16 protein-coding genes are annotated in these 19617 nt (G+C 74.6%); 8 read left to right on the forward strand and 8 right to left on the reverse strand.

Features of this window, described 5'->3' with window-relative positions; genetic code table 11:
* Positions 1-70: 70 nt before the first annotated feature.
* Both ACZZ97_RS09585 and ACZZ97_RS09590 read right to left on the reverse strand, forming a co-directional pair.
* A complete protein-coding gene (locus tag ACZZ97_RS09585; RefSeq protein ID WP_463472994.1) occupies positions 71-3358 on the reverse strand; it encodes a UvrD-helicase domain-containing protein in 3288 nt (1095 codons plus the stop codon).
* Complete coding sequence (locus ACZZ97_RS09590) at positions 3355-6534, reverse strand: ATP-dependent helicase (protein ID WP_463472995.1); 3180 nt, start codon at positions 6532-6534, stop codon at positions 3355-3357. The genes ACZZ97_RS09585 and ACZZ97_RS09590 overlap by 4 nt, the downstream gene beginning before the upstream one ends.
* Before the next feature lie 121 nt (positions 6535-6655).
* On the opposite strand from ACZZ97_RS09590, the gene ACZZ97_RS09595 reads away from it, so the two are divergent.
* Entirely contained in the window at positions 6656-6880 is a 225-nt protein-coding gene (locus ACZZ97_RS09595) for a DUF3107 domain-containing protein (RefSeq protein WP_123548145.1), read from the forward strand.
* A gap of 1 nt (position 6881) precedes the next feature.
* Positions 6882-7172 carry a hypothetical protein gene (locus ACZZ97_RS09600; RefSeq protein ID WP_314104324.1) on the forward strand — a complete coding sequence of 97 codons (291 nt, stop codon included), beginning with the start codon at positions 6882-6884 and terminating at the stop codon, positions 7170-7172.
* A gap of 32 nt (positions 7173-7204) precedes the next feature.
* On the opposite strand, the gene ACZZ97_RS09605 is transcribed toward ACZZ97_RS09600, so the two are convergent.
* Positions 7205-7843, reverse strand: a complete 639-nt coding sequence (locus ACZZ97_RS09605; RefSeq protein WP_463472996.1) for a ferritin-like fold-containing protein — start codon at positions 7841-7843, stop codon at positions 7205-7207.
* A gap of 168 nt (positions 7844-8011) precedes the next feature.
* Here ACZZ97_RS09605 and ACZZ97_RS09610 point away from each other — a divergent pair, with 168 nt between their 5' ends.
* Entirely contained in the window at positions 8012-9451 is a 1440-nt protein-coding gene (locus ACZZ97_RS09610; RefSeq protein ID WP_463472997.1) for a DEAD/DEAH box helicase, read from the forward strand.
* A 113-nt stretch (positions 9452-9564) separates the two neighbouring features.
* On the opposite strand, the gene ACZZ97_RS09615 is transcribed toward ACZZ97_RS09610, so the two are convergent.
* Positions 9565-10419, reverse strand: a complete 855-nt coding sequence (locus tag ACZZ97_RS09615) for a PHP domain-containing protein (RefSeq protein WP_314104135.1) — start codon at positions 10417-10419, stop codon at positions 9565-9567.
* Positions 10420-10504: 85 nt separating this feature from the next.
* Here ACZZ97_RS09615 and ACZZ97_RS09620 point away from each other — a divergent pair, with 85 nt between their 5' ends.
* A complete protein-coding gene (locus ACZZ97_RS09620; RefSeq protein ID WP_463472998.1) occupies positions 10505-11533 on the forward strand; it encodes an endonuclease/exonuclease/phosphatase family protein in 1029 nt (342 codons plus the stop codon).
* A gap of 47 nt (positions 11534-11580) precedes the next feature.
* A complete protein-coding gene (locus ACZZ97_RS09625; RefSeq protein WP_463472999.1) occupies positions 11581-13092 on the forward strand; it encodes an aminopeptidase P family protein in 1512 nt (503 codons plus the stop codon).
* Positions 13093-13206: 114 nt separating this feature from the next.
* Here the strand turns inward: ACZZ97_RS09625 and ACZZ97_RS09630 are convergent, their stop codons facing one another.
* The 4 genes from ACZZ97_RS09630 to ACZZ97_RS09645 all read right to left on the reverse strand — a co-directional run bounded on the left by ACZZ97_RS09630 (position 13207) and on the right by ACZZ97_RS09645 (position 16323).
* Positions 13207-14067, reverse strand: coding sequence for a copper resistance CopC family protein (locus ACZZ97_RS09630; protein WP_463473000.1), 861 nt, complete (start codon positions 14065-14067; stop codon positions 13207-13209).
* Positions 14064-14873: a YcnI family copper-binding membrane protein gene (locus ACZZ97_RS09635; protein ID WP_463473001.1), complete on the reverse strand. Its 810-nt coding sequence runs from the start codon at positions 14871-14873 to the stop codon at positions 14064-14066. Before ACZZ97_RS09635 ends, ACZZ97_RS09630 begins: the two co-directional genes overlap by 4 nt.
* 114 nt (positions 14874-14987) lie before the next feature.
* Positions 14988-15605, reverse strand: a complete 618-nt coding sequence (locus ACZZ97_RS09640) for a hypothetical protein (protein ID WP_463473002.1) — start codon at positions 15603-15605, stop codon at positions 14988-14990.
* 220 nt (positions 15606-15825) lie between these two features.
* Positions 15826-16323, reverse strand: a complete 498-nt coding sequence (locus ACZZ97_RS09645; RefSeq protein ID WP_314104255.1) for a YflT domain-containing protein — start codon at positions 16321-16323, stop codon at positions 15826-15828.
* A gap of 71 nt (positions 16324-16394) precedes the next feature.
* On the opposite strand from ACZZ97_RS09645, the gene ACZZ97_RS09650 reads away from it, so the two are divergent.
* The 3 genes from ACZZ97_RS09650 to ACZZ97_RS09660 are packed head-to-tail and all read left to right on the forward strand — an operon-like array spanning position 16395 to position 19408.
* Positions 16395-17726: a magnesium transporter MgtE N-terminal domain-containing protein gene (locus tag ACZZ97_RS09650; protein WP_463473003.1), complete on the forward strand. Its 1332-nt coding sequence runs from the start codon at positions 16395-16397 to the stop codon at positions 17724-17726.
* A complete protein-coding gene (locus ACZZ97_RS09655; protein WP_314104258.1) occupies positions 17713-18255 on the forward strand; it encodes a DUF1003 domain-containing protein in 543 nt (180 codons plus the stop codon). Before ACZZ97_RS09650 ends, ACZZ97_RS09655 begins: the two co-directional genes overlap by 14 nt.
* Positions 18248-19408, forward strand: a complete 1161-nt coding sequence (locus ACZZ97_RS09660) for an Mrp/NBP35 family ATP-binding protein (protein WP_463473004.1) — start codon at positions 18248-18250, stop codon at positions 19406-19408. The genes ACZZ97_RS09655 and ACZZ97_RS09660 overlap by 8 nt, the downstream gene beginning before the upstream one ends.
* Positions 19409-19617 lie beyond the last annotated feature (209 nt).

The raw sequence follows: 19617 nt of genomic DNA on the forward strand, positions 1-19617 counted from the left end.
GAGACATGGTCGGGCCGGCTGAGACACGGTGGGGACGGCCCTCGGCCGGGCCGTGTCCGACCCGACTCGTCTAGCCGGCGGGCAGCTCGGCCTGGCCCCCTGCCTCCACCGCGTCCCAGAGGGCCGAGAGCTCGTCCCTGTCCGCGATGTGCCGGGGCTCGACCACGACGTCGTCCGCCACGAAGTAGAAGGCCGCGTCGATGTCGTCCGCCGGCACGCCGCGGAACGCCGAGTACGCCTCGCGGTAGAGGGCGAGCTGCAGCTGCCGCAGCGCGAGGTCTGCGTCGTCCGTCGGGGCTCGACCGGTCTTCCAGTCGACCACCTGGAGGCGCCCCTCCCGCTCGAAGACGGCGTCGATCTTGCAGATGACCGTCCGCCGTCCGAGCGGCAGATGGACCTCCAGCTCCACCTCGACCGGCTCGAGCCGGGCCCAGGGAGACCCCTCGAAGGTGGCCTGGAGCTCGACCAGACGGCGCGCGTCGTCGGGATCGACGAGTCCGTTCCCGCCGCGCTCCTCGTCGTCGTCGAGGTCGAGCTCGAGACCCCACGCGTCGAGCAGCTCGGCGCGGCCGGTCGGCCGGTACCGCTGCTCGACCCACTCGTGGAACAGGGTGCCGAGGCGCGTCGCCCGGTAGGGGCGCTCCGGCAGCGGACGGCGGAGGGACGAGGCGACGCCGGAGGGGTCGCTCACGTAGTCCTTGAAGCGGGACGCCGGGATGCGCTGCGGCAGGTCGATGCTGCCGGCCCGCCGACGGACGGCCTCTCGCTCGAGCAGGAGCAGGTCGATGTCGTCGGCCCACGGCCCCACGTCCTCCTGCCGCCGGGCCGCCGCGTCGACCACCTCGCCGGTGCCGGACTCCGCCGACTCGCGAGCCCGGAGGGTGCGCCCGACCCGCACCGCGGCGCGCTCGACCCGTGCGCGCCTCGGGCCCAGCGGGTCGACGGGCCAGACCAGCTCGCGCGACGACTGGGCGAGAGGATCGGACTCGTCGTCGGGCTCGGCCGGCACCGCGTCGACCGGGACGAGGCCCGCCTCCACCAGCTCGGCCAGGTATCTGCTCGGCTGCCGGGGCTTCACCGTCGACGACCAGAACGACCCGCTGAGCAGCAGGGCCTCCTTCGCTCGGGTGAACGCGACGTACGCGAGGCGCCTCTCCTCGGAGAGGTGCCGACGCCGGAGGTCGTCCTTGAAGGCCGCGAGCCGCTGGTCGAACTCCTTCTGGTCGTCGACGGAGCGCCACGCGAGGTCCGGCAGCTCGGCGGCGTCGCCACGGAACTCGTAGGGCAGCTCGCCGAAGCCGAGCCAGCCGACGCCCTCGCGCGACGTGCCGGGCAGCTCCCCCTCGACGAGGCGCGGCACCGCGACGAGGTCCCACTCGAGGCCCTTGGAGCCGTGCACCGTGAGCAGCTGGACGGTGCCGGGCTCACCGTCGTCCGATCTCGGCCCCATGTCGTCGCGCCGCTCGGCCGCGGCCAGCCAGGAGAGGAAGCCGCCGAGGGCGGCGTTCTCGTCCGCCGCGACGTAGCCCGTCAGCTCGTCCTCGAAGGCCTGCAGCCACGCGCCGCCGTGGCCCTGCCCGGTGGCGGCCGCGACCTCGACGTCGAGCAGCATCTCCTGCTGCACCAGCGTCACGAGGTCGACCAGGTCGAGGCCCGTGCGCCCCCGCAGGAACGCCAGCTGCGAGCCCAGCCGTCGCATCCGGGCGAGGCCCTCGTCGCTCAGCCCGCGCAGTTGTCCGTGCCCGTCGGGCGCCGTGGCGACGAAGTCGAGCGCGTCGACCAGGGAGCCGTGCTCGCCCACGGCGACGGAGGCACGGAAGCCCGCGGCGACCTCGTCGCCCAGCACCTGCTGCGCGTGGTCGTGGGCGAACAGCCAGGAGGCGACGGACCGGAGCGCCGCGACGTCGTGCAGGCCGATCCGCCAGCGCGCACCCGTCATGAGCCGGATGAGCTCGGACCCGGCCGAGGGGTCGTGGAGCACCCGGAGGCAGGACACCAGGTCGACGACCTCGGGGCGCTGCAGGAGCCCGCCGACGCCGAGCACCCGGTAGGGCACCCCGTGCTCGGCGAGGGCCTCGACGAAGGCGGGCATCGTCTTCTTGGACCGGAACAGCAGCGCCGCCGTGCGCGGCGACGGGACGCCGTCGACGACGGGCGGGGCGGCGAGCTCGCGGGCGAACCAGGCCGCGACCTGGTCCGCCTCGGCCGGCAGGGTCTGCTCGAAGAGGGTCTCGACCCGGCCCTCGGGGGCCGTCGGCCGGGCTCGCAGCTCGCCGACCGGCACCTCGGACGCCGCCGCCAGCTCGGCCACCACGACGTTGGCGGCGTCGAGCACGCCCCGGGAGTTGCGCCAGCTCGTCGAGAGGCTGTAGACGGCGTCGGGCTCGGCCCCGAAGTCGACGGGGAACCGGCCGAGGTTCGCCGCGGAGGCGCCCCGGAAGCCGTAGATGGACTGGTGCGGGTCGCCGACCGCCATCACGCCCGTGGTGGCGAACAGACGCGACAGCAGGCGCGTCTGCACGACGCTCGTGTCCTGGTACTCGTCGAGGAGCACGACGCGGAAGCGCGCGCGCATCGCGTCCACGACCTCGGGAGCCGTGTCGCAGACGTCGAGGGCGAGCGCGACCTGGTCGGAGTACTCGACGAGGCCCCGACGCGCCTTCTCGTCGGCGAACTGCTCGGCGAGCGCCACGAGCGGAGGCAGCGCCGACACCGCGGCGACCGCGTCGGTGACCGACTTGTAGGCCGACCCCTTGGCAGAGGGCAGGCCCGCGAGGTCGAGGAACCGGTCGCTGAGACGGAGCACGTCGTCGCCGTCGGCCACGTTCTCGCTGAGGGCGTGGCTCAGCCGGAGCACCGCCTCCGTCAGGGAGTCGACGCTGCGTCCGAGCCCGGCGAGGCGGTCGTCGCGGCTCGCGACGACCAGCGACCGCGCCAGCTGCCAGGCCGAGGCCTCGCCGAGCACCTGCGACTCGGGCTCGCGGCCCACGCGGAGGGCGTCGTCGCGGAACACCCCGTTGGCGAAGGCGTTGTACGTCGACACGGTGGGGACGTCGAACGGGTCGGGGTCGTCGCCCAGCAGCCCCGCCTCGCCGAGCTGGCGGATGCGCTTCTCGATGCGTTCGCCCAGTTCGCCGGCGGCCTTGCGCGTGAAGGTCAGGCCGAGCACCTGCGAGACCTCGACGTGCCCGTTGGCGAGGAGCCAGACGACCCGGTTGGCCATGGTCTCGGTCTTGCCGCTGCCGGCGCCCGCGACCACGAGGGCGGGCACGAGCGGGGCCTCGATGACGGCCTGCTGCTCGGGCGTCGGCTCGGGGAGGCCGAGCCGCACGGCCACGTCGACCGCCGACAGCCTCATGAGCTGACCTCGCCGACGACGTGGATGCGGCAGGAGCCGCCGGTCCTGCCCTCGCAGTGCTCGTCGAGACGGGCCAGGAAGACCTGCCCCGCCATGCCCTCGGCCGCGGCCTCGACGCGGCCGCGGAACTCCTGGAGCATCTCGGCGTCGAAGGCGGCCTGGGCGGGTTCCCGGTAGAGCTTGCCCCGCACGCCGGACGACACGACGACGAGCTTCGCTCCGCCCGGCGGCGTCCCCTCCGGCACGCTGTCGATCGCGCCGTCGGCGAGGGCGAGCTGGTAGCTGCCGAGCTGCGGGTGGGCCGCGATGGCCGCCGACGACGTCGGCGCGGCCCGCCCGGTCTTGAGGTCGACGATGACCGCGGCGCCGTCGCGGGTGCGCTCGACCCGGTCGATCGAGCCACGGAGGCGCGCCGGACCGGTGTCGAGGGTGAACGTCGACTCCGCCCCGATCAGCTCTCCGCCCGACTGCGCGAAGTCGCGCAGGTAGGAGGCGAGGCTCTCGGTCATCTGTCGGGCTCGGCGCTTCTCGGCCTCGGCGATCCAGGGCGACTCGAAGTCGAGCTCGTCCCAGCGCTCCTCGACCGCGTCCCACAGGGCCTCGACGTCGGTGTCGAGCGCGTGCTCCATGACGGAGTGGAGGACCGTGCCGATGCCCATCGAGGCGTTCGGCGCCGATCCGCCGAACCGGTCGACGAACCAGTGCAGCGGGCACTCCTCGAACGAGCCGAGCTGGGAGGGCGAGACCGCGACGTGGGCCTCGGGCTCGGAGAGGTCGACCAGGGGCGCCGACGTGCTCGGCTCGGCGAGGCCGTACCACTCGCCCGGGTGCGCCCCGGCGACGCCGGCCGCGGCGAGACGGGCGAGGCCCGCCGTCGCCGACTCCGCGCGGCCCTGGTGGGCCGACTCGACCACGACGTGCCGGAGGTGCCCCACGAGGCCGCGGAGCGAGAGCGGGTGCCCCCCGGACGGCGACGGCGCGTCGGTCGGCAGCAGCCGGAAGAAGACCGACGGCCCTTCGTCGTCGTCGGAGGTGCAGGAGAGGACGACCTGGCGACGCGCTCGCGAGACCGTGAGCGCGAACATGCGCAGCTCGTCGCTGAGCACGGCGGCACGGGCGTCGACCGGGGTCGGCCCCTGGTCTGGTACCTCGCCCGCCTGCGCCGCGTCGACGAGGTCGTCGGGGCCGAGCAGGGCGCCGCGCACCCGGAGGTTCGGCCACACGCCGTCCTGCAGGCGGGCTGCGACGACGACGTCGACCTCGAGGCCCACGGCAGCGGACGGGGTGCAGACGAGCACCGACTCGGCGGACGCCTGCGGCGAGAGGGTGTCCTCGGGCACCTCGGCGCCGAGCAGGGCGTCGAGGAACCCGACGGCCGGGGCCTCGGGGGTGCGCTCGACGAACCGCTTCGCCGCCGTGAACAGCGCGACCACCCCGTCGAGGTGCCGGTCGGCCTCGGCCGCCACGATCCCCCGGCCCGCGGCGCGGTCGCTCCACTCGCGCGCGAGGCCGCTGCGGTCCCAGAGCCCCCAGAGGACCTCCTCGATGCTCGCGCCGGCCGCGGCCTCGCGACGGGCGCCGTCGAGGCTGGCCGCGAAGCGGCCCGCCCGGGCCGCCGGCCTCGAGTCGATCGTCGCGAAGCGCCCCGGCCCGGCGAGCGCCTCGACGAGGAGAGCGTCGGCGGAGCGCGTGCCTCCCCCCGCGAGCTCGTCCGCCCGCAGGGCGAGCCGGAGGCGACGCAGGGACAGCGCGTCGAAGCCCGCGAGCGGGCCGAGCAGGAGCTCGGCCGCCAGCTCGGCCGTGAGCTCGTCCCGCCCGACGGCCACCGAGGCGGCCAGCAGGAGGTGTCGCGCCCCGTGCTCGTCACGGACCGCGCGGCCCGCCGCCGAGGTGCGCGTGGGGACGTCGGCCAGCTGGAGGCCGCGGGCGACGCCGGGCACCTGGCCGCCGCTGCGCACGACGACCATCATGCTCGACCACGGGACGCCGGAGACGAGGTGGTGCTCGCGCAGCACGCGCGCCACCGTCGAGAGCTCGTGGGCGGGGCTGTCGGCCTGGACGGAGAGCACCGGAGGGACGTCACGGTCAGGCTGCCCGTCCGGACGAGGGCCTGGCGCGCCCGGCGCTCCCGCCGCGGGCCGCCCGGGCTCGGCGGCGTGCTGGCGCCCGGCGCCGGCCGTGCCGATGCGCGCGGTGACCCGCTGCACGAGCTCCCGGAGCGGCGGGTCGTGCCGGTGCGCGGTCGACAGCCACAGCGTCCGCGCGTCGGGCAGGCCGAGCCGCTGACCGAGCCGGCCGAGCACGTCGGGGCTGCCGCCGCGGAACGCGCTCGTGGCCAGGTCGGGATCGCCGAGCGCGATCACGGCGACCCCGCGGCGCGCCAGGGCGCGGAGCAGGGCGACAGTGGACTCGGTGGCCTCCTGGGCGTCGTCGACGAGCACGGCACGGAGGCCGTCGACGACCGGTGCGGTCTCGCCGCGGTCGAGCGCCGCCACGGCCCAGTCGACGAGCTCGGCCGAGTCGAGCCGGCGGCCCGGCATGGCGTCGACGACGCCGTGGTACTCGTCGACGAAGTCGGCGACGGCGCCCCACTCGGGCCGGTCGCGCGCCGCGGAGAGCCGACGCAGGTCGTCGGGCGAGAGGCCCTGCTCGGTCGCACGCATCATCACCTCGCGCAGCTCGGTGCGGAACCCCCGGAGCACGCGGACGCGGGGGCCGAGGTCGTCGGGCCACCGAGGGCCCGTGCCGTCGGCCTCGTGGCCCTCGAGCATCGAGCGCACGACCGAGTCGTGGTCTCCCCCGGTGAGGAGCGCGGGCGGCTCGGCGCCCGCGAGACGGGCGGCGTGGCCGACCACGTCGAAGGCGAGGGAGGAGACCGTCCGCGCGAGCGGGCCGGGGGTGGGCACGTCGAGCCGGGAGGCCAGGACGTCGCGGAGGCGCGTGGCCGTCGTGCGGGACGGCGTCAGCGCCGTCACGGAGCCGGGTGCCCAGCCCCGGGTCTCGAGCCGGTCGGCGACGAACTCGACGAGGGCGGTCGTCTTGCCGGTGCCCGGGGCCCCGATCACCGCGGCGGAGACGCCGTCGGGCAGTTCGAGCACCGCCCGCTGGGACGCGTCGAGCTCGACCGACGGCCTGGTGTCGGTGCCCGCGACCGGGCGGAAGGAGGTCGTCACCATGTGGTCGACGCTAGCGGCTGCCGCCGACACCGAGGAGCGGCGCGGGTCGGTCCCGCGACGCCGCTTGCGCTCTCGGTGAACGCGTCAGGCCGCACCGGGCCCGGTCGGATATCGTGGCGACGTGGACATTCGCATCGGCATCACCAACAGCCCCCGTGAGATCAGCTTCGAGACGTCGCAGACCGCGGCCGAGGTCGAGGCGATCGTCGCCGACGCCCTCGACGGCAGCAAGACGTACGTCACCCTCGCCGGCTCGAAGGGCAAGACCTACCTCGTGCCCACCGCCTCCCTCGCCTACGTCGAGGTCGGCTCCGACGAGAACCGCCGCGTCGGCTTCGTCAGCTGACATGGAGCTCCTCTTCGTCGTGCTCGGCGGCGCGCTGCTGGGCTTCGTCGCCCACTTCGCGCTGCCGGCCCACGACACCCGCGGGGTGCTCCTGGCCCCCGCGGCCGCGGCGTCCGTCGCGGCCGTCGCCTGGCAGGTCCTCCTCCTGGCGGGGCTGACGCCCGACGGCGGCTGGATCTGGGTCGTCTCGCTCGTGCTGTCGGGCGTCGTCGCGATCGTGGTCTGCCGCGTCGCGGCGACGGCGAGGAGGCGCCGCGACGGCGACCTGCTCGCCCGCCTCATGCGGGGCTGACGCCGCGAGGGCTGCCCGGTGGCGCCGTGCCGTCAGGCCGTGAGGCCGAGTGCGTCCATCCGGCGCGTGTGCGCCGCCACGAGCTCGGTGAAGACCGGCTCGAGCCGCTCGTCGTCGGCCGACTCGTGCGAGGCGGAGATCGCCGCGCGGGCCACGAGCAGCGTGTCGCCGACGAGTCGGCGGCCCCACAGGGCCAGGCGCGAGGCGAGCTGCGGGTCGTCCTCGATGGCCGTCGAGAGCTCGGCCACGATGGCGGACTCGTCGTCCCCCGCCTCCAGCACGCGAACGATGCGCTCGCGGTGGTCGGCGGCCAGGCCCGCCGCCAGTCGGACGAACACGTCGTTCAGCAGACCGGCGGCGACGTAGGAGGCGAGGATCGCCTCGTGCCAGTCGGCGCCCTCGGTGCGTCGGCGGAACTCGTCCACGGCGTGGCGGTGAGGCTCCATCGAGACCGTCGGGTCGCCTCCCGTGCGCTCGATCTCGGCGAGCAGGCCCCGGTGCCGGTCGAGGGTGCTGCCGGCCACACGGGCGGTCATCCGCTGCGCGCGCACGTGCGGGGCGGACTCCGCGGCACGGCCGAGGCCCTCGAAGAGGGACAGCTCGAGGTAGGCGGCCTGACCGAGGTAGACGTCGAGGTCTGGGGTGAAGTCGCCGAGCTCGACCCGGTTCACGGGCACAGCCTTGGAGGCGGGCCGCGGCCACTGGATGGACGGGACGCCGCGCTGAGACCTCCGGCCCTTCCATGACACCACGCCGCAAGCTTACGGGGTCCGGGGGTCGTGGCCGCACGACGGGCTAAACTGTCCGCGATCCGCCTACACATGAGACAGGGCAACTACGTGACTTTCACCGATCTTCAGATCGACCAGGACATGGTCGACGCACTGGCTGCGAAGGGGATCCTCGAACCGTTCCCCATCCAGACCCAGACCATCCCGCTCGCGCTCTCCGGCCAGGACATCATCGGCCAGGCCAAGACGGGCACCGGCAAGACCCTCGGCTTCGGCCTCCCCATCGTCCAGCGCATCGGCCTCTCCCCCGAGCCCGGCGTCAAGGTGCTGGTCGTCGTCCCGACCCGGGAGCTCTGCGTGCAGGTCGCCGAGGACCTCGTGGTGGCCACGTCGAACCGCGACACCAAGGTCGTCAGCATCTACGGCGGCAAGGCCTACGAGGGCCAGGTCGAGCAGCTCAAGGCCGGCGCGCAGATCGTGGTGGGCACCCCCGGGCGCCTCCTCGACCTGGCCGGCCAGCGCCTCCTCGACCTCAAGGGCGTGCAGGAAGTGGTGCTCGACGAGGCCGACAAGATGCTCGACCTGGGCTTCCTCAGCGACATCGAGAAGATCTTCCAGCAGGTGCCGGCGACGCGCCACACCATGTTGTTCTCGGCGACGATGCCCGGCCCGATCGTGGCGCTGGCCCGCCGCTTCATGACGAAGCCGATCCACATCCGCGCCACCGACCCCGACGAGGGCCTGACGCAGGCGAACATCAAGCACGTCGTCTACCGGGCCCACTCGCTCGACAAGGACGAGGTCATCGCGCGCATCCTGCAGGCCGAGGGCCGCGGCAAGACCGTCGTCTTCACCCGCACGAAGCGCGCCGCCGCGAAGCTGGTCGAAGAGCTGAACGACCGCGGCTTCAACGCCGCCGCCGTGCACGGCGACCTGAACCAGGAGCAGCGCGAGCGCGCGATGGCGGCCTTCAAGGCCGGCAAGAAGGACATCCTGATCGCGACCGACGTCGCGGCACGCGGCATCGACGTGAACGACGTGACGCACGTGATCAACCACACGGTCCCCGACGACCACGACACGTACCTGCACCGTGCCGGCCGGACGGGCCGCGCGGGCAAGACCGGCATCGCGGTCACGTTCGTCGACTGGGACGACCTGCACAAGTGGGCCCTCATCGACCGTGCCCTCGACATGGGCCAGCCCGAGCCCGTCGAGACGTACTCGTCGAGCCCCCACCTCTTCGAGGACCTCGACATCCCCGTCGGCACGAAGGGACGCCTCAAGTCGGCCCCGAAGGCCGCCGTCGAGGGCGGCGCCGCCACGGCCCGCGAGCGCAACCCCGGCTCGCGCAGCCGGTCGCGCAGCGCCGAGGGCGAGTCCGGTCGTCGCGGGGGCGAGCAGTCGTCGCGTCGCGACCAGGCGCCCCGCCGCGACCAGGCGCCCACCGAGGCCCCGACGGCAGCGCCCGCCGGCGACGGCGAGGCCCCTCGCCGACGCAGCCGCACGCGTCGTCGGCGCCCGGCCGGCGACGCCCCCGCGTCGTAGCACCTGCCCCGCTCGACCCCGAGGCCCCGCACCGACACGGTGCGGGGCCTCCGTCGTCGCCCGCCGCGCTCGTCGGCCGGACCGACCGCGCCCGACGGCGCACCCCAGGAGGATCAGCCCTCGACGGGTCGCCAGCCGGTCGCGGCGTCGACGATGCGCGCCAGCTGCTCGGGGTCCGTGCTGTTCTCGCCCAGCCGGTTGGGCTTGCCCGTCCCGTGGTAGTCGCTCGACCCGGTCATGATGAGGTCGTGGCGGGTCGCGAGCTCGCGCAGGCGCTCGGCGCCCGCCTCCGTGTTCTCGCGGTGCCGCACCTCCACCCCGAGCAGGCCCGCCTCGACGAGCTGCTCGAACGAGCGCGCCGAGATGTTCGTGTCACGCCCGCGCGTCGCCGGGTGGGCGATCACGGGGACGCCGCCTGCTGCACGGATGAGCCGGATCGCGTCGATCGGGCTGGGCGCCTCGTGCGGCTCGTAGTAGCCGGAGCGCCAGTGCAGGATGCCGGCGAAGGCCGCACTGCGGTCGGGCGCGAGGCCCGCGGCGACGAGAGCGTCCGCGATGTGGGGCCGCCCCAGGGTCGCGCCCGGCGTCGACTGGGCCAGGACGTCGGCCCAGCTCACGTCGTAGTCCGCCGCGATCCTCTCGACGATGCGCTCGGCCCGGTGCAGCCGGCTGTCGCGCAGGCGTGCGGTCTCGGCGACGAGGTCGGCGTCCTCGGGGTCGAACAGGTAGGCGAGCATGTGCACGCTGTTCATGCCGAGCCTCGTGCTCATCTCCATGCCCGGGACGAGCGTCAGGCCGGTGCCCGCGACGGCCCGGGTGGCCTCGGACCAGCCGGCCGTCGAGTCGTGGTCCGTGAGGGCCACGACGGCGAGGTCCGCGGAGACGGCCGCGGCCACGAGCTCGGCGGGGGTCTCCGTGCCGTCCGAGACGCTGCTGTGGGTGTGCAGGTCGATCGGGCGGTGGGACATCCCCTCATCGTAGGCCGACCCTGCTCCGGCCCGCCCGAGCGTCCTCCCGGCACAGGACGGGCGGTCGCCTATGCTCGGTCCCGCCATGATCCGTCGTCTCGTCGCCTTCGTCATCGTCCTCGCGGTCGCCGCTGCCCTGTTCGTCCTGCTCTGGCCGCAGCAGCTCGACCTCCAGAGGACGTGGCCGGTCGCCCAGCTGGTCTCGTTCCGCGGTGCGGCAGCGGCCGTCGCCGGTGCGCTGGCCGTGGTCCTGTTCGTCGTCGGGATCGCGGCTCGTCCGCTCCGGTCGATCGCCGCCTCCCTCGGGGTGCTGCTGCTCGTCTTCGGGGCCGTGTCGATCGGCGTGGCCGCCGCCAGGGGCCTCGGCCGTGACGACTTCGTCGAGGCGCTGCCGACCGACCTGACGGTCGTGGTCTGGAACACCGAGGGAGGCGCGCCCGGCGCCGAGGCGATCGCCGCGCTGGCCGTCGAGGAGGGCGCGGAGATCGTGAGCCTTCCCGAGACGAGCGCCGAGACCGCGACCGCGGTGGCCGACGCCATGGCCGTGGCCGGGTTGCCGATGACCGTCAAGACCGTCGAGTACCCCGCCCAGGGCGGCTCGGCGCCGACCTCGTTGCTCATCGCGGCGGCCCTCGGCGAGTACGCGGTCGCCCTGGCCGAGGACGGCACCGCCGTCGAGACGACGCCGCTCATGCCCTCGGTGGTCGCCACCCCGGTCTCGGGCGTCGGGCCGGTGATCGTCGCGGCCCACCCGGTCGCGCCCACGACCGCGCAGATGGACCCGTGGGAGGCGGGCCTCCGGTACCTCGCGGACGCCTGCGCAGACGGGAACGTCATCATGGCGGGCGACTTCAACGCCACCCTCGACCACATGGCCGGCCTCGGGACCGCGGGCGGCGCCCTCGGCCGCTGCCGCGACGTCGGGGTGACGACCGCGAACGCCGGCCTGGGCACCTGGCCCACCGATCTCCCGCCGCTGCTCGGCACCCCCATCGACCACGTCCTCGCGACGCGGTCCTGGATGCCCACCGGCTACAAGGTCGTCACCGACCTGGACGAGGCCGGCAGCGACCACCGCCCCGTCGTCGCGCAGCTCACCGTGACGGGCGCCTGACCCCGCACCGGGTTGGACGGCCCGCGACTTCGCGGGACAATGGCGGCATGGACGCACAGAAGGCACCCCGTGCCACCACGAACCGATCGACCACCCCCCGCTCGGACTCGTTCAAGGACTACATCTCGTCCCAGTGGGCCGATCGCGACGAGGTGATGCCCCCGGCGCGCGCGGAAGCCGCGTTCGCAGCCGCCCGCCGAGCTCGCCTCTCCGAGCTGCACCGCGGCGAGCGCCTCGTCGTCCCGGCCGGGCGCGCGAAGGTCCGCTCGAACGACTGCGACTACCCGTTCCGGGCGCACTCCGCCTTCGCGCACCTGACCGGCTGGGGCTCCGCCACCGTGCCCGGCTCGGTGCTCGTCCTCGAGCCCTCCGGCGACGGACACGAGGCCACGCTGTACTTCCGCGCCAGCGCCGGTCGCGAGTCGGACGAGTTCTACGCCGACCCCGAGATCGGGGAGTTCTGGACGGGACCTCGCCCCTCGCTCGCGCAGGTCGGCGCCGACCTCGACCTCGCCACCCGTGAGCTCGCCGAGCTGGACGCGGTGGTCGCCTCGTCGACCGGCGCCACACTCGTGCTCCGCGAGGCCGACCCCGAGCTGACCGCGCGCGTCGACGCCGTCGTCGCGGCCGCGGTCGACTCCGCCGGCCCGGACGAGACGGGCGCGGACGCGACCGCCGCCGACCCGTCGTCCGCCGCCGCCGTCGACGTCCTGGCCCGCGACGCGAGCGAGCTGCGCCTCGTCAAGGACGCGTGGGAGGTGGCGCAGATGCGGCAGGCGGTCGCCGTCACCGGCCGAGGCTTCTCGGACGTCATCGCGGACTTCGACGACATCGTCGCCCACCCTCGTGGCGAGCGCCTCGTCGAGGGCACCTTCAACCGTCGCGCCCGGGCCGACGGCAACACGGTGGGCTACGACACCATCGCGGCCTCCGGCGACCACGCCTGCGTGCTGCACTGGACCCGCAACGACGGCCCGGTCGCCGACGGCGACCTGATCCTGATCGACGCCGGCATCGAGCTCGACAGCCTCTACACCGCCGACATCACCCGGACGCTCCCGGTGTCGGGCCGCTTCAGCGACGTGCAGCGACTCGTCTACGAGGCCGTGCTCGAGGCCGCCGACGCCGCGTTCGCCATCGTGCGCCCCGGCATCGCGTTCCGCGAGATCCACGCCGCTGCGATGCAGGTCATCGCCGAACGCACAGCCGAGTGGGGCTTCCTGCCCGTCAGCGCCGCGGAGAGCCTCGAGCCCGACCACCAGTACCACCGCCGCTACATGGTGCACGGCACGAGCCACCACCTCGGCATGGACGTGCACGACTGCGCCGCGGCGCGCCGTGACCTCTACCTCGACGGCGTCCTCGAGCCCGGCATGGTGTTCACCATCGAGCCCGGGCTGTACTTCCAGCCCGACGACCTCACCGTGCCCGAGGAGTTCCGCGGCGTCGGCGTGCGGATCGAGGACGACATCCTGGTGACGGCCGACGGTGCCGAGAACCTCTCGGTCGGCATCCCGCGCACGGTCGCGGACGTCGAGGCCTGGATCGCGCGCCCGTAGCACCACGCCCGTAGCGCCGCGCCCACGGGAAGAGCCCCGGTCCCCCTCAGGGGGCCGGGGCTCTCGCGTGCCCGGAGCACGGGCCCCGCAGGAGGCGCATGCCGGGCAGCTGCGTCAGTCGCGTCCCGCGCCGGGGCCCGGCTCCGTGCCGTCCGGGCCGTGTGCGCGTCCCGCGCCGTCCTCCCCGTCCGTCCGGTCCACCTCGCCTGCGGGACCGGCGACGTCGTCGCCGCGCCGTCGGCTCGTCACGAGCACGACGACCACGGCCACGAGGGCCAGCACGACGATGCCGATCCCGATGCCCACGACGAGGCCGAGGTTCGACTCGTCCGGGTCATCACTCTGGGCGAGGGCCTCGCCGGTGGCGCCGTCGGTCGGGTCGGCCGAGGCCGACGGGACGGCTGCGCCCGTCGACTCCGCGCCTCCCGGCTCCGCCGAGGCCGTGGGCTGACCCGCACCGTCCGCGCCCGCCCCCTCGTCCGAGGTGTCGCAGGCGGGCCGGGTGGCGGCTCCCTCGGCGACACTCGCCCCGGCGGGCGGCGCCCAGGTGAAGGGCAGCGACGCCGACACGGTGTGGCCGTCGGCCGAGACGGCCTGGTAGGTCATGGTGTAGTCGCCCGCCGCGCCGAGCGCGACCCCGGTGCTCAGCGTGGCCCCGCTGGTGGCCGAGCAGCCGTCCTCGAAGTGCCGCCCGGAGGCGTCGGTCACCTCGAGCACGTTCGACGAGCCGGTTCCCGACAGGTCGAGGATCACGTCGTTGAAGGTGATCGAGGCCTCGGTCAGCTCGGCGGACTGCGTGCCGCCCTCGGCGGGCGTGCTGCTCACGACGTAGTCGTGCGCCGAGGCGGACGAGACCGGTGCGAGCGCGAGCAGCCCCGCCGCCCCGACGCCCACGACGCCGGCGACGAGAGCGGCACGGGACCGTCGCCGGCCGGCCGACGCCCGACCGGGCAGGGTCGAGGAGCCGCGGATCACCGGCGCTCCCCCGCCGCGTCCGTGCCGGGTCGGGTCGCACCCGCGGCTCGGGGCCGTCGGGTCAGCGCCACGACGCTCACGACGAGCGCGACGGCGCCGAGCGCGAGACCGCCGATGCCGAGGCCCACGGCGACCGAGTCCGAGGCGGAGCCGGCGTCGCCGGACGACGAGTCGTCGCCGGCCGCGACGGCAGCGCCGTCCGCACCGCCCGACATGTCGTGGCCGCCGTGCTCGTCGGCGGGCGGGGCGTCCTCGACGTACAGCACCGGGGCCGGGAACTCCGGCTCCTCACCCGAGGCGGGAGTCTCGTCCGCCCAGTCGACGACCGAGCCGTCCGAGTAGGTCTGGTGAGCGGGCAGCGTGATCGAGCCGGTCTCCGGCACGGCGCCCGCGGAGAGGACGAACTGCTGGAACTCCCCCGGGCCGACCTGCGTGCCGGGGTCTGCCGTCCAGGTGACCTCGGTGGGCGCCTCCGTCACGGTCGCGCCGTCGAGCTCGACGGGCTCGGGGAGGGTGCTCGTGATGACGACCGTCGTCCAGCCCGGCAGCGGCTGGTAGGTGACCGACGTGAAGGGCGTGTCGGTAGGCAGGTCGACGGTGAGGCCGACGGTCCCGGCCGTGGCCGACTCGGTCGGCACCTTGAACGTGAGGGTGGCGTACGAGCCGGGGTCGACCTGGGCCGGGTTGACGCGCACGTGCGCCGACGCCGCGAGGGGCGCGGCGAGCGTGAGCAGGGCCGCGGCGCCGAGGGCTGCGGCGACGCGCGCGGCGACGGCCGGGCGCGAGGAGGAGCGTGTGGTGGTCATGGTGGTGGTCCTGTCTGGCCGCGCGGCGGCGGCCGGTGTCGTCTGGTCCGGGCCTCGTCGTCGAGCGGACGGCGGGCCGGGCACCGGCGTCGGGAGTCGACGCCGGAGCGGTGGTCAGACGGGCAGGGGCGGACCGCGCAGGGGCCTCGCGCCGATCGCCCGGAGGGGCGGCGCACGTCGGCCGGGCAGGGCGAGGACGGGACGGAGGCGCGGGCCCGTGCTCACGCGCGGCACGGCTCCGGAGAGCGCACGGCGCACGCGGGCGAGACCGTGGGCGGCCACGGCGGCCAGGCGCTCGAGGCAGTGGGCGCCCCAGCGCAGCCCGACCACGGTGACGAGCGCGGCGGCCGCGTGGGCGGCCCACATGAGCCCGCCGGCCGTCGCCATGTGGTGCCCGCCGGGCGCGGCGAGCACGTCGGACGCGCCGGCCGTGACGACCAGGGGCGAGTGGTGCCCGCCCACGGACGAGGCGCCGGAGCCGGCGGCGGCGCCCAGCGAGAACAGGAGGTGGAACGCGAGCTGGCTGGCGGCGACCGAGACGGCGAGACGGAGCAGCGAGGCCCGACGGCCGGTCAACGCTATGCAGAGGGGCACCGAGAAGGCGAGCGCGAGCACCACCCCGAGCGTGCCGGGCTCGGCACCGCCGCCCGCGACGTGCGAGAAGGCGGCGACGACGACGGAGAAGCCGGCGGTCAGCCAGCCGCGGACGAACCGCGTCCATCTCGGGGCCATGGCGCTCTCTCGGGGTCGGGGACGGTCGCGCCAGTTTACCGGGGGCCGGGGTCGGCCACGGGCCGGGACGGGTCAGGTCCGTCGACGCCGAGCGACCTCTCCTGCCGGGCGGCACGGAGGCAGGCGAGGGCTGCACCTGCGGCTGCCACTGCGGGTGCGGGTGCGGGACAGCGGGGTCACGGGTCCGGAACGATCCCGACCGGCGGGCGTGCCGGTCGCCTCAGCGCCCGGGCGTCTGCCCCGCGAGGATCTGCTGCGCGCGGTGGGTGAGCTCCGGGTCGACGACGATCTGGTAGCTGCGGGCGAGCACCTGGTGGGTCGAGGTGAAGTCGCGGCGGCGCCTGCTGATCGCGAAGCTGGCGAGGCCGTAGAGCATGCCGAAGCCGGCGCCGATCAGCGACGCCGCGAGGATCGTCGTGACGGAGGCGGTGTCGGGCGAGAAGAGGAGCATGACGGCCCCGAAGAAGACGCCGATCCAGAGGCCGGTGACGGCGCCGGCCAGCGCCGCACGGCCGTAGGTCAGCCGGCCGGTGACCCGCTCGACCGTGGTGAGCTCGTTCCCGATGATCGCGAGCTGCTTGATGGGGAAGTCGGCGTGCGAGAGGCGCTCGACGACGGCCTGGGCCTCGGGGTAGCTCGCGTACGTCCCGAGGACGTCGCCGCGGGGCAGGGTCGGGATGCTCGGCGCTCGGCGGCCCCACGGGCTCGGGTTCGTCATGAGAGCAGTGAAACACGTCGGCATGGACGGCAGCACGCGGCGCGGTCGGGCTGAGCGACTAACTTGGAGCCGTGAGCGCCACCAGAGTCTTCGTCGCCCGTCTCGCCGGGTGCTCCGTCTTCGACCCCGCCGGCGACAAGGTGGGCAAGGTGAGGGACGTCCTCGTCGTCTACCGCCGTGACGACCCGCCGCGGGTCGTCGGCCTGATCGTCGAGGTGCCCGGCAAGCGCCGCGTCTTCGTCAGCATCGGCCGCGTCACGAGCATCGGCTCGGGGCAGATCATCACGAGCGGCACCATCACCCTCCGTCGGTTCGAGCAGCGCGGCGGCGAGACCCGCGTCATCGCCGAGATGCTCGGCCGCCGCGTCTCCCTCCGCCGGGACGGCGGCCGCGCCGTCGTCGAGGACGTCGCGATCGACGAGGTCAGCGAGGGCGACTGGGAGATCGGCCAGCTGTTCCTGCGCCGCCCGAAGACCACGCCGTCGCCCTTCGGCAAGGGCCCCACCGCGTTCGCCACGTGGGACGAGGTGACGGAGGAGAACGAGACGGGCGAGGCCCAGAGCGCCGAGCACCTCATCGCCGCCTACTCCGACCTCGTGCCCGCCGACCTCGCCAACACCCTGCTCGACCTGACCCCCGAGCGCCGCCTCGAGGTGGCCTCCGAGCTGTCCGACGACCGCCTGGCCGACGTGCTCGAGGAGCTGCCGGAGGACGAGCAGGTCGAGATCTTCTCCCAGCTCGACGACCAGCGCGCCGCAGGCGTGCTCGACCAGATGCAGCCCGACGACGCCGCCGACCTGATGTCGCAGCTCGGCGACGAGCGCAAGGAGCAGCTGCTCCAGCTGATGGAGCCGGAGGAGGCGGACGACGTCCGCATGCTGCTCAGCTACGACGCGGACACCGCCGGCGGGCTGATGACCACCGAGCCGGTCATCGTCTCGGCCGACGCGACCGTGGCCGAGGGCCTCGCCCTCATCCGTCGCCACGAGCTGGCGCCCGCGCTCGGGGCCGCCGTCTGCGTGACCCTGCCGCCGTACGAGCCGCCGACCGGGCGGTTCCTCGGCATGGTGCACTTCCAGCGGATGCTCCGCTACCCGCCCAACGAGCGGCTGGGCACGCTGCTCGACCAGCAGCTCGAGCCGGTGCGCGTCGACGCGACGGCTCTCGAGGTGACGCGGGTCATGGCGACGTACAACCTCGTCAGCGTGCCCGTCGTCGACGCCGCCCACCGCCTCGTCGGGGTGGTGACCATCGACGACGTCCTGGACCACGTGCTGCCCGACGACTGGCGCAGCAACGACCAGGACAGACCGCTCAGCCGTTCGCGGGCCCGTGCCCGCCGCGCCCCCCTGACCACGACCCCGACGACGACCACGAGGAGGACCACCGGTGGCACGCGATAACCGCAGCACGGTCCGTCTCGACTCCCCCAAGGGCCTGCGCACCCGGGTGCTGCCGGGACGCCGCCGCGTCGGACGCGACCGCTTCGGGCGCGCCACCGAGGCGATCGCCCGGGCGATGGGCACGCCGCAGTTCCTGATCGCCCTGACGGCGTTCTGCGTGCTGTGGATGGTCTACAACACCACGGCGCCCGAGAGCATCCGCTTCGACAGCGCCGCGATCGGCTTCACGGCGCTGACCCTGATCCTGTCGCTGCAGGCCTCCTACGCCGCGCCCTTGATCCTCCTCGCGCAGAACCGCCAGGACGACCGCGACCGCGTCCAGTTCGAGCAGGACCGCCAGCGGGCCGAGCGCAACCTCGCCGACACCGAGTACCTCGCCCGCGAGGTCGTGGCGCTGCGCATCGCGATCCGCGACATGGCCAGCAAGGACTTCATCCGGGCCGAGCTGAGGGGGCTGCTCGACGAGATGGACCGCCGGGACGAGGAGGCGGCTGCGGCGGCCACGACGGACGACGCGCCCCGTGGCTGACACCGCTGACGCAGGCACCCCCGCAGCCCGCGTGCGGACGGCGCTGGGATCGGTGCTCGACCCCGAGATCCGCCGACCGGTCACCGAGCTGGACATGATCGGCGACGTGTCGGTCGACGCGGCCGGCGCGGCGACGGTCTCGGTCAAGCTGACGATCGTGGGCTGCCCCGCGGCCGACACGATCGAGCGCGACGTGCGAGCTGCGACGGCCTCGGTCGACGGCGTCACGGACGTGACGGTCGACGTCACCGTCATGACGAAGGAGGAACGGCACGCGCTCACCGAGAAGCTCCGAGCCGGCCGGGGGGCCCGCGTGCAGCAGTTCGGACCGGACTCGCTCACCCGCGTCATCGCGGTCACCAGCGGGAAAGGAGGCGTGGGCAAGTCGACCGTGACCGCCAACCTCGCCGTCTCGCTCGCGGCCCGCGGCCTGTCGGTCGGCATCGTCGACGCCGACGTCTACGGCTTCAGCATCCCGGGCCTGCTCGGCCTGGTCGGCCCGGACGGCGCCGCCGTCAAGCCCACGCAGGTCGACGACATGATCCTGCCCCCGGTGGCCCACGGGGTGAAGGTGATCTCGATCGGCATGTTCGTCGACGACTCGTCGGTCGCGGTGGCCTGGCGCGGACCGATGCTGCACCGCACCATCCAGCAGTTCCTCACGGACGTGTTCTTCGGCGACCTCGACGTGCTGTTGCTCGACCTGCCGCCCGGAACGGGCGACGTCGCGATCTCGGTCGGGCAGCTGCTGCCCCACGCCGAGGTGCTCGTCGTGACGACGCCGCAGCCCGCGGCGGCCGACGTCGCCGAGCGCAGCGGCGTCGTGGCACGCCAGACCGGGCAGCGCCTCCTCGGGGTGGTCGAGAACATGGCGGGACTCGCCCAGCCCGACGGCACCGTGCTCGAGCTGTTCGGCACCGGCGGCGGCGCCGAGACCGCACGCCGCCTCTCGGCCGGGCAGGAGTCCGACGTGCCGCTGCTCGCCAGCGTGCCGCTGAGCCTCGGTCTGCGCGAGGGCGGCGACCTGGGGGCGCCCGTCGTCGTCGCGGCGCCCGACGACCCTGCGGCGCGGGTCATCGACGCGCTCGCGGGCACGCTCGCAGTGCGCCCGCGCAGCCTCGTCGGTCGGCGGCTGGGCCTCAGCGTCAGCTGACTCGTCGGTCGACTCTCCCCGGAGGGTGCCCCGCCCTCGAGCGGAGCGGCCGCCCCGGGTGGCGCGAGCCTCGCTGCCCGCCGTTCGCGGGGGCACGAGAGGCCCCCGTGCAGGTGCACGGGGGCCTCTCGGGTGTCTCGATCGCCCGCCTCTCGCGGGCTGGCGCGCTCAGGAGGAGACGCGACCTGCCCGCCGGCTCGTCATCGGTT

This window comes from Frigoribacterium sp. AC512 (assembly GCF_979258295.1).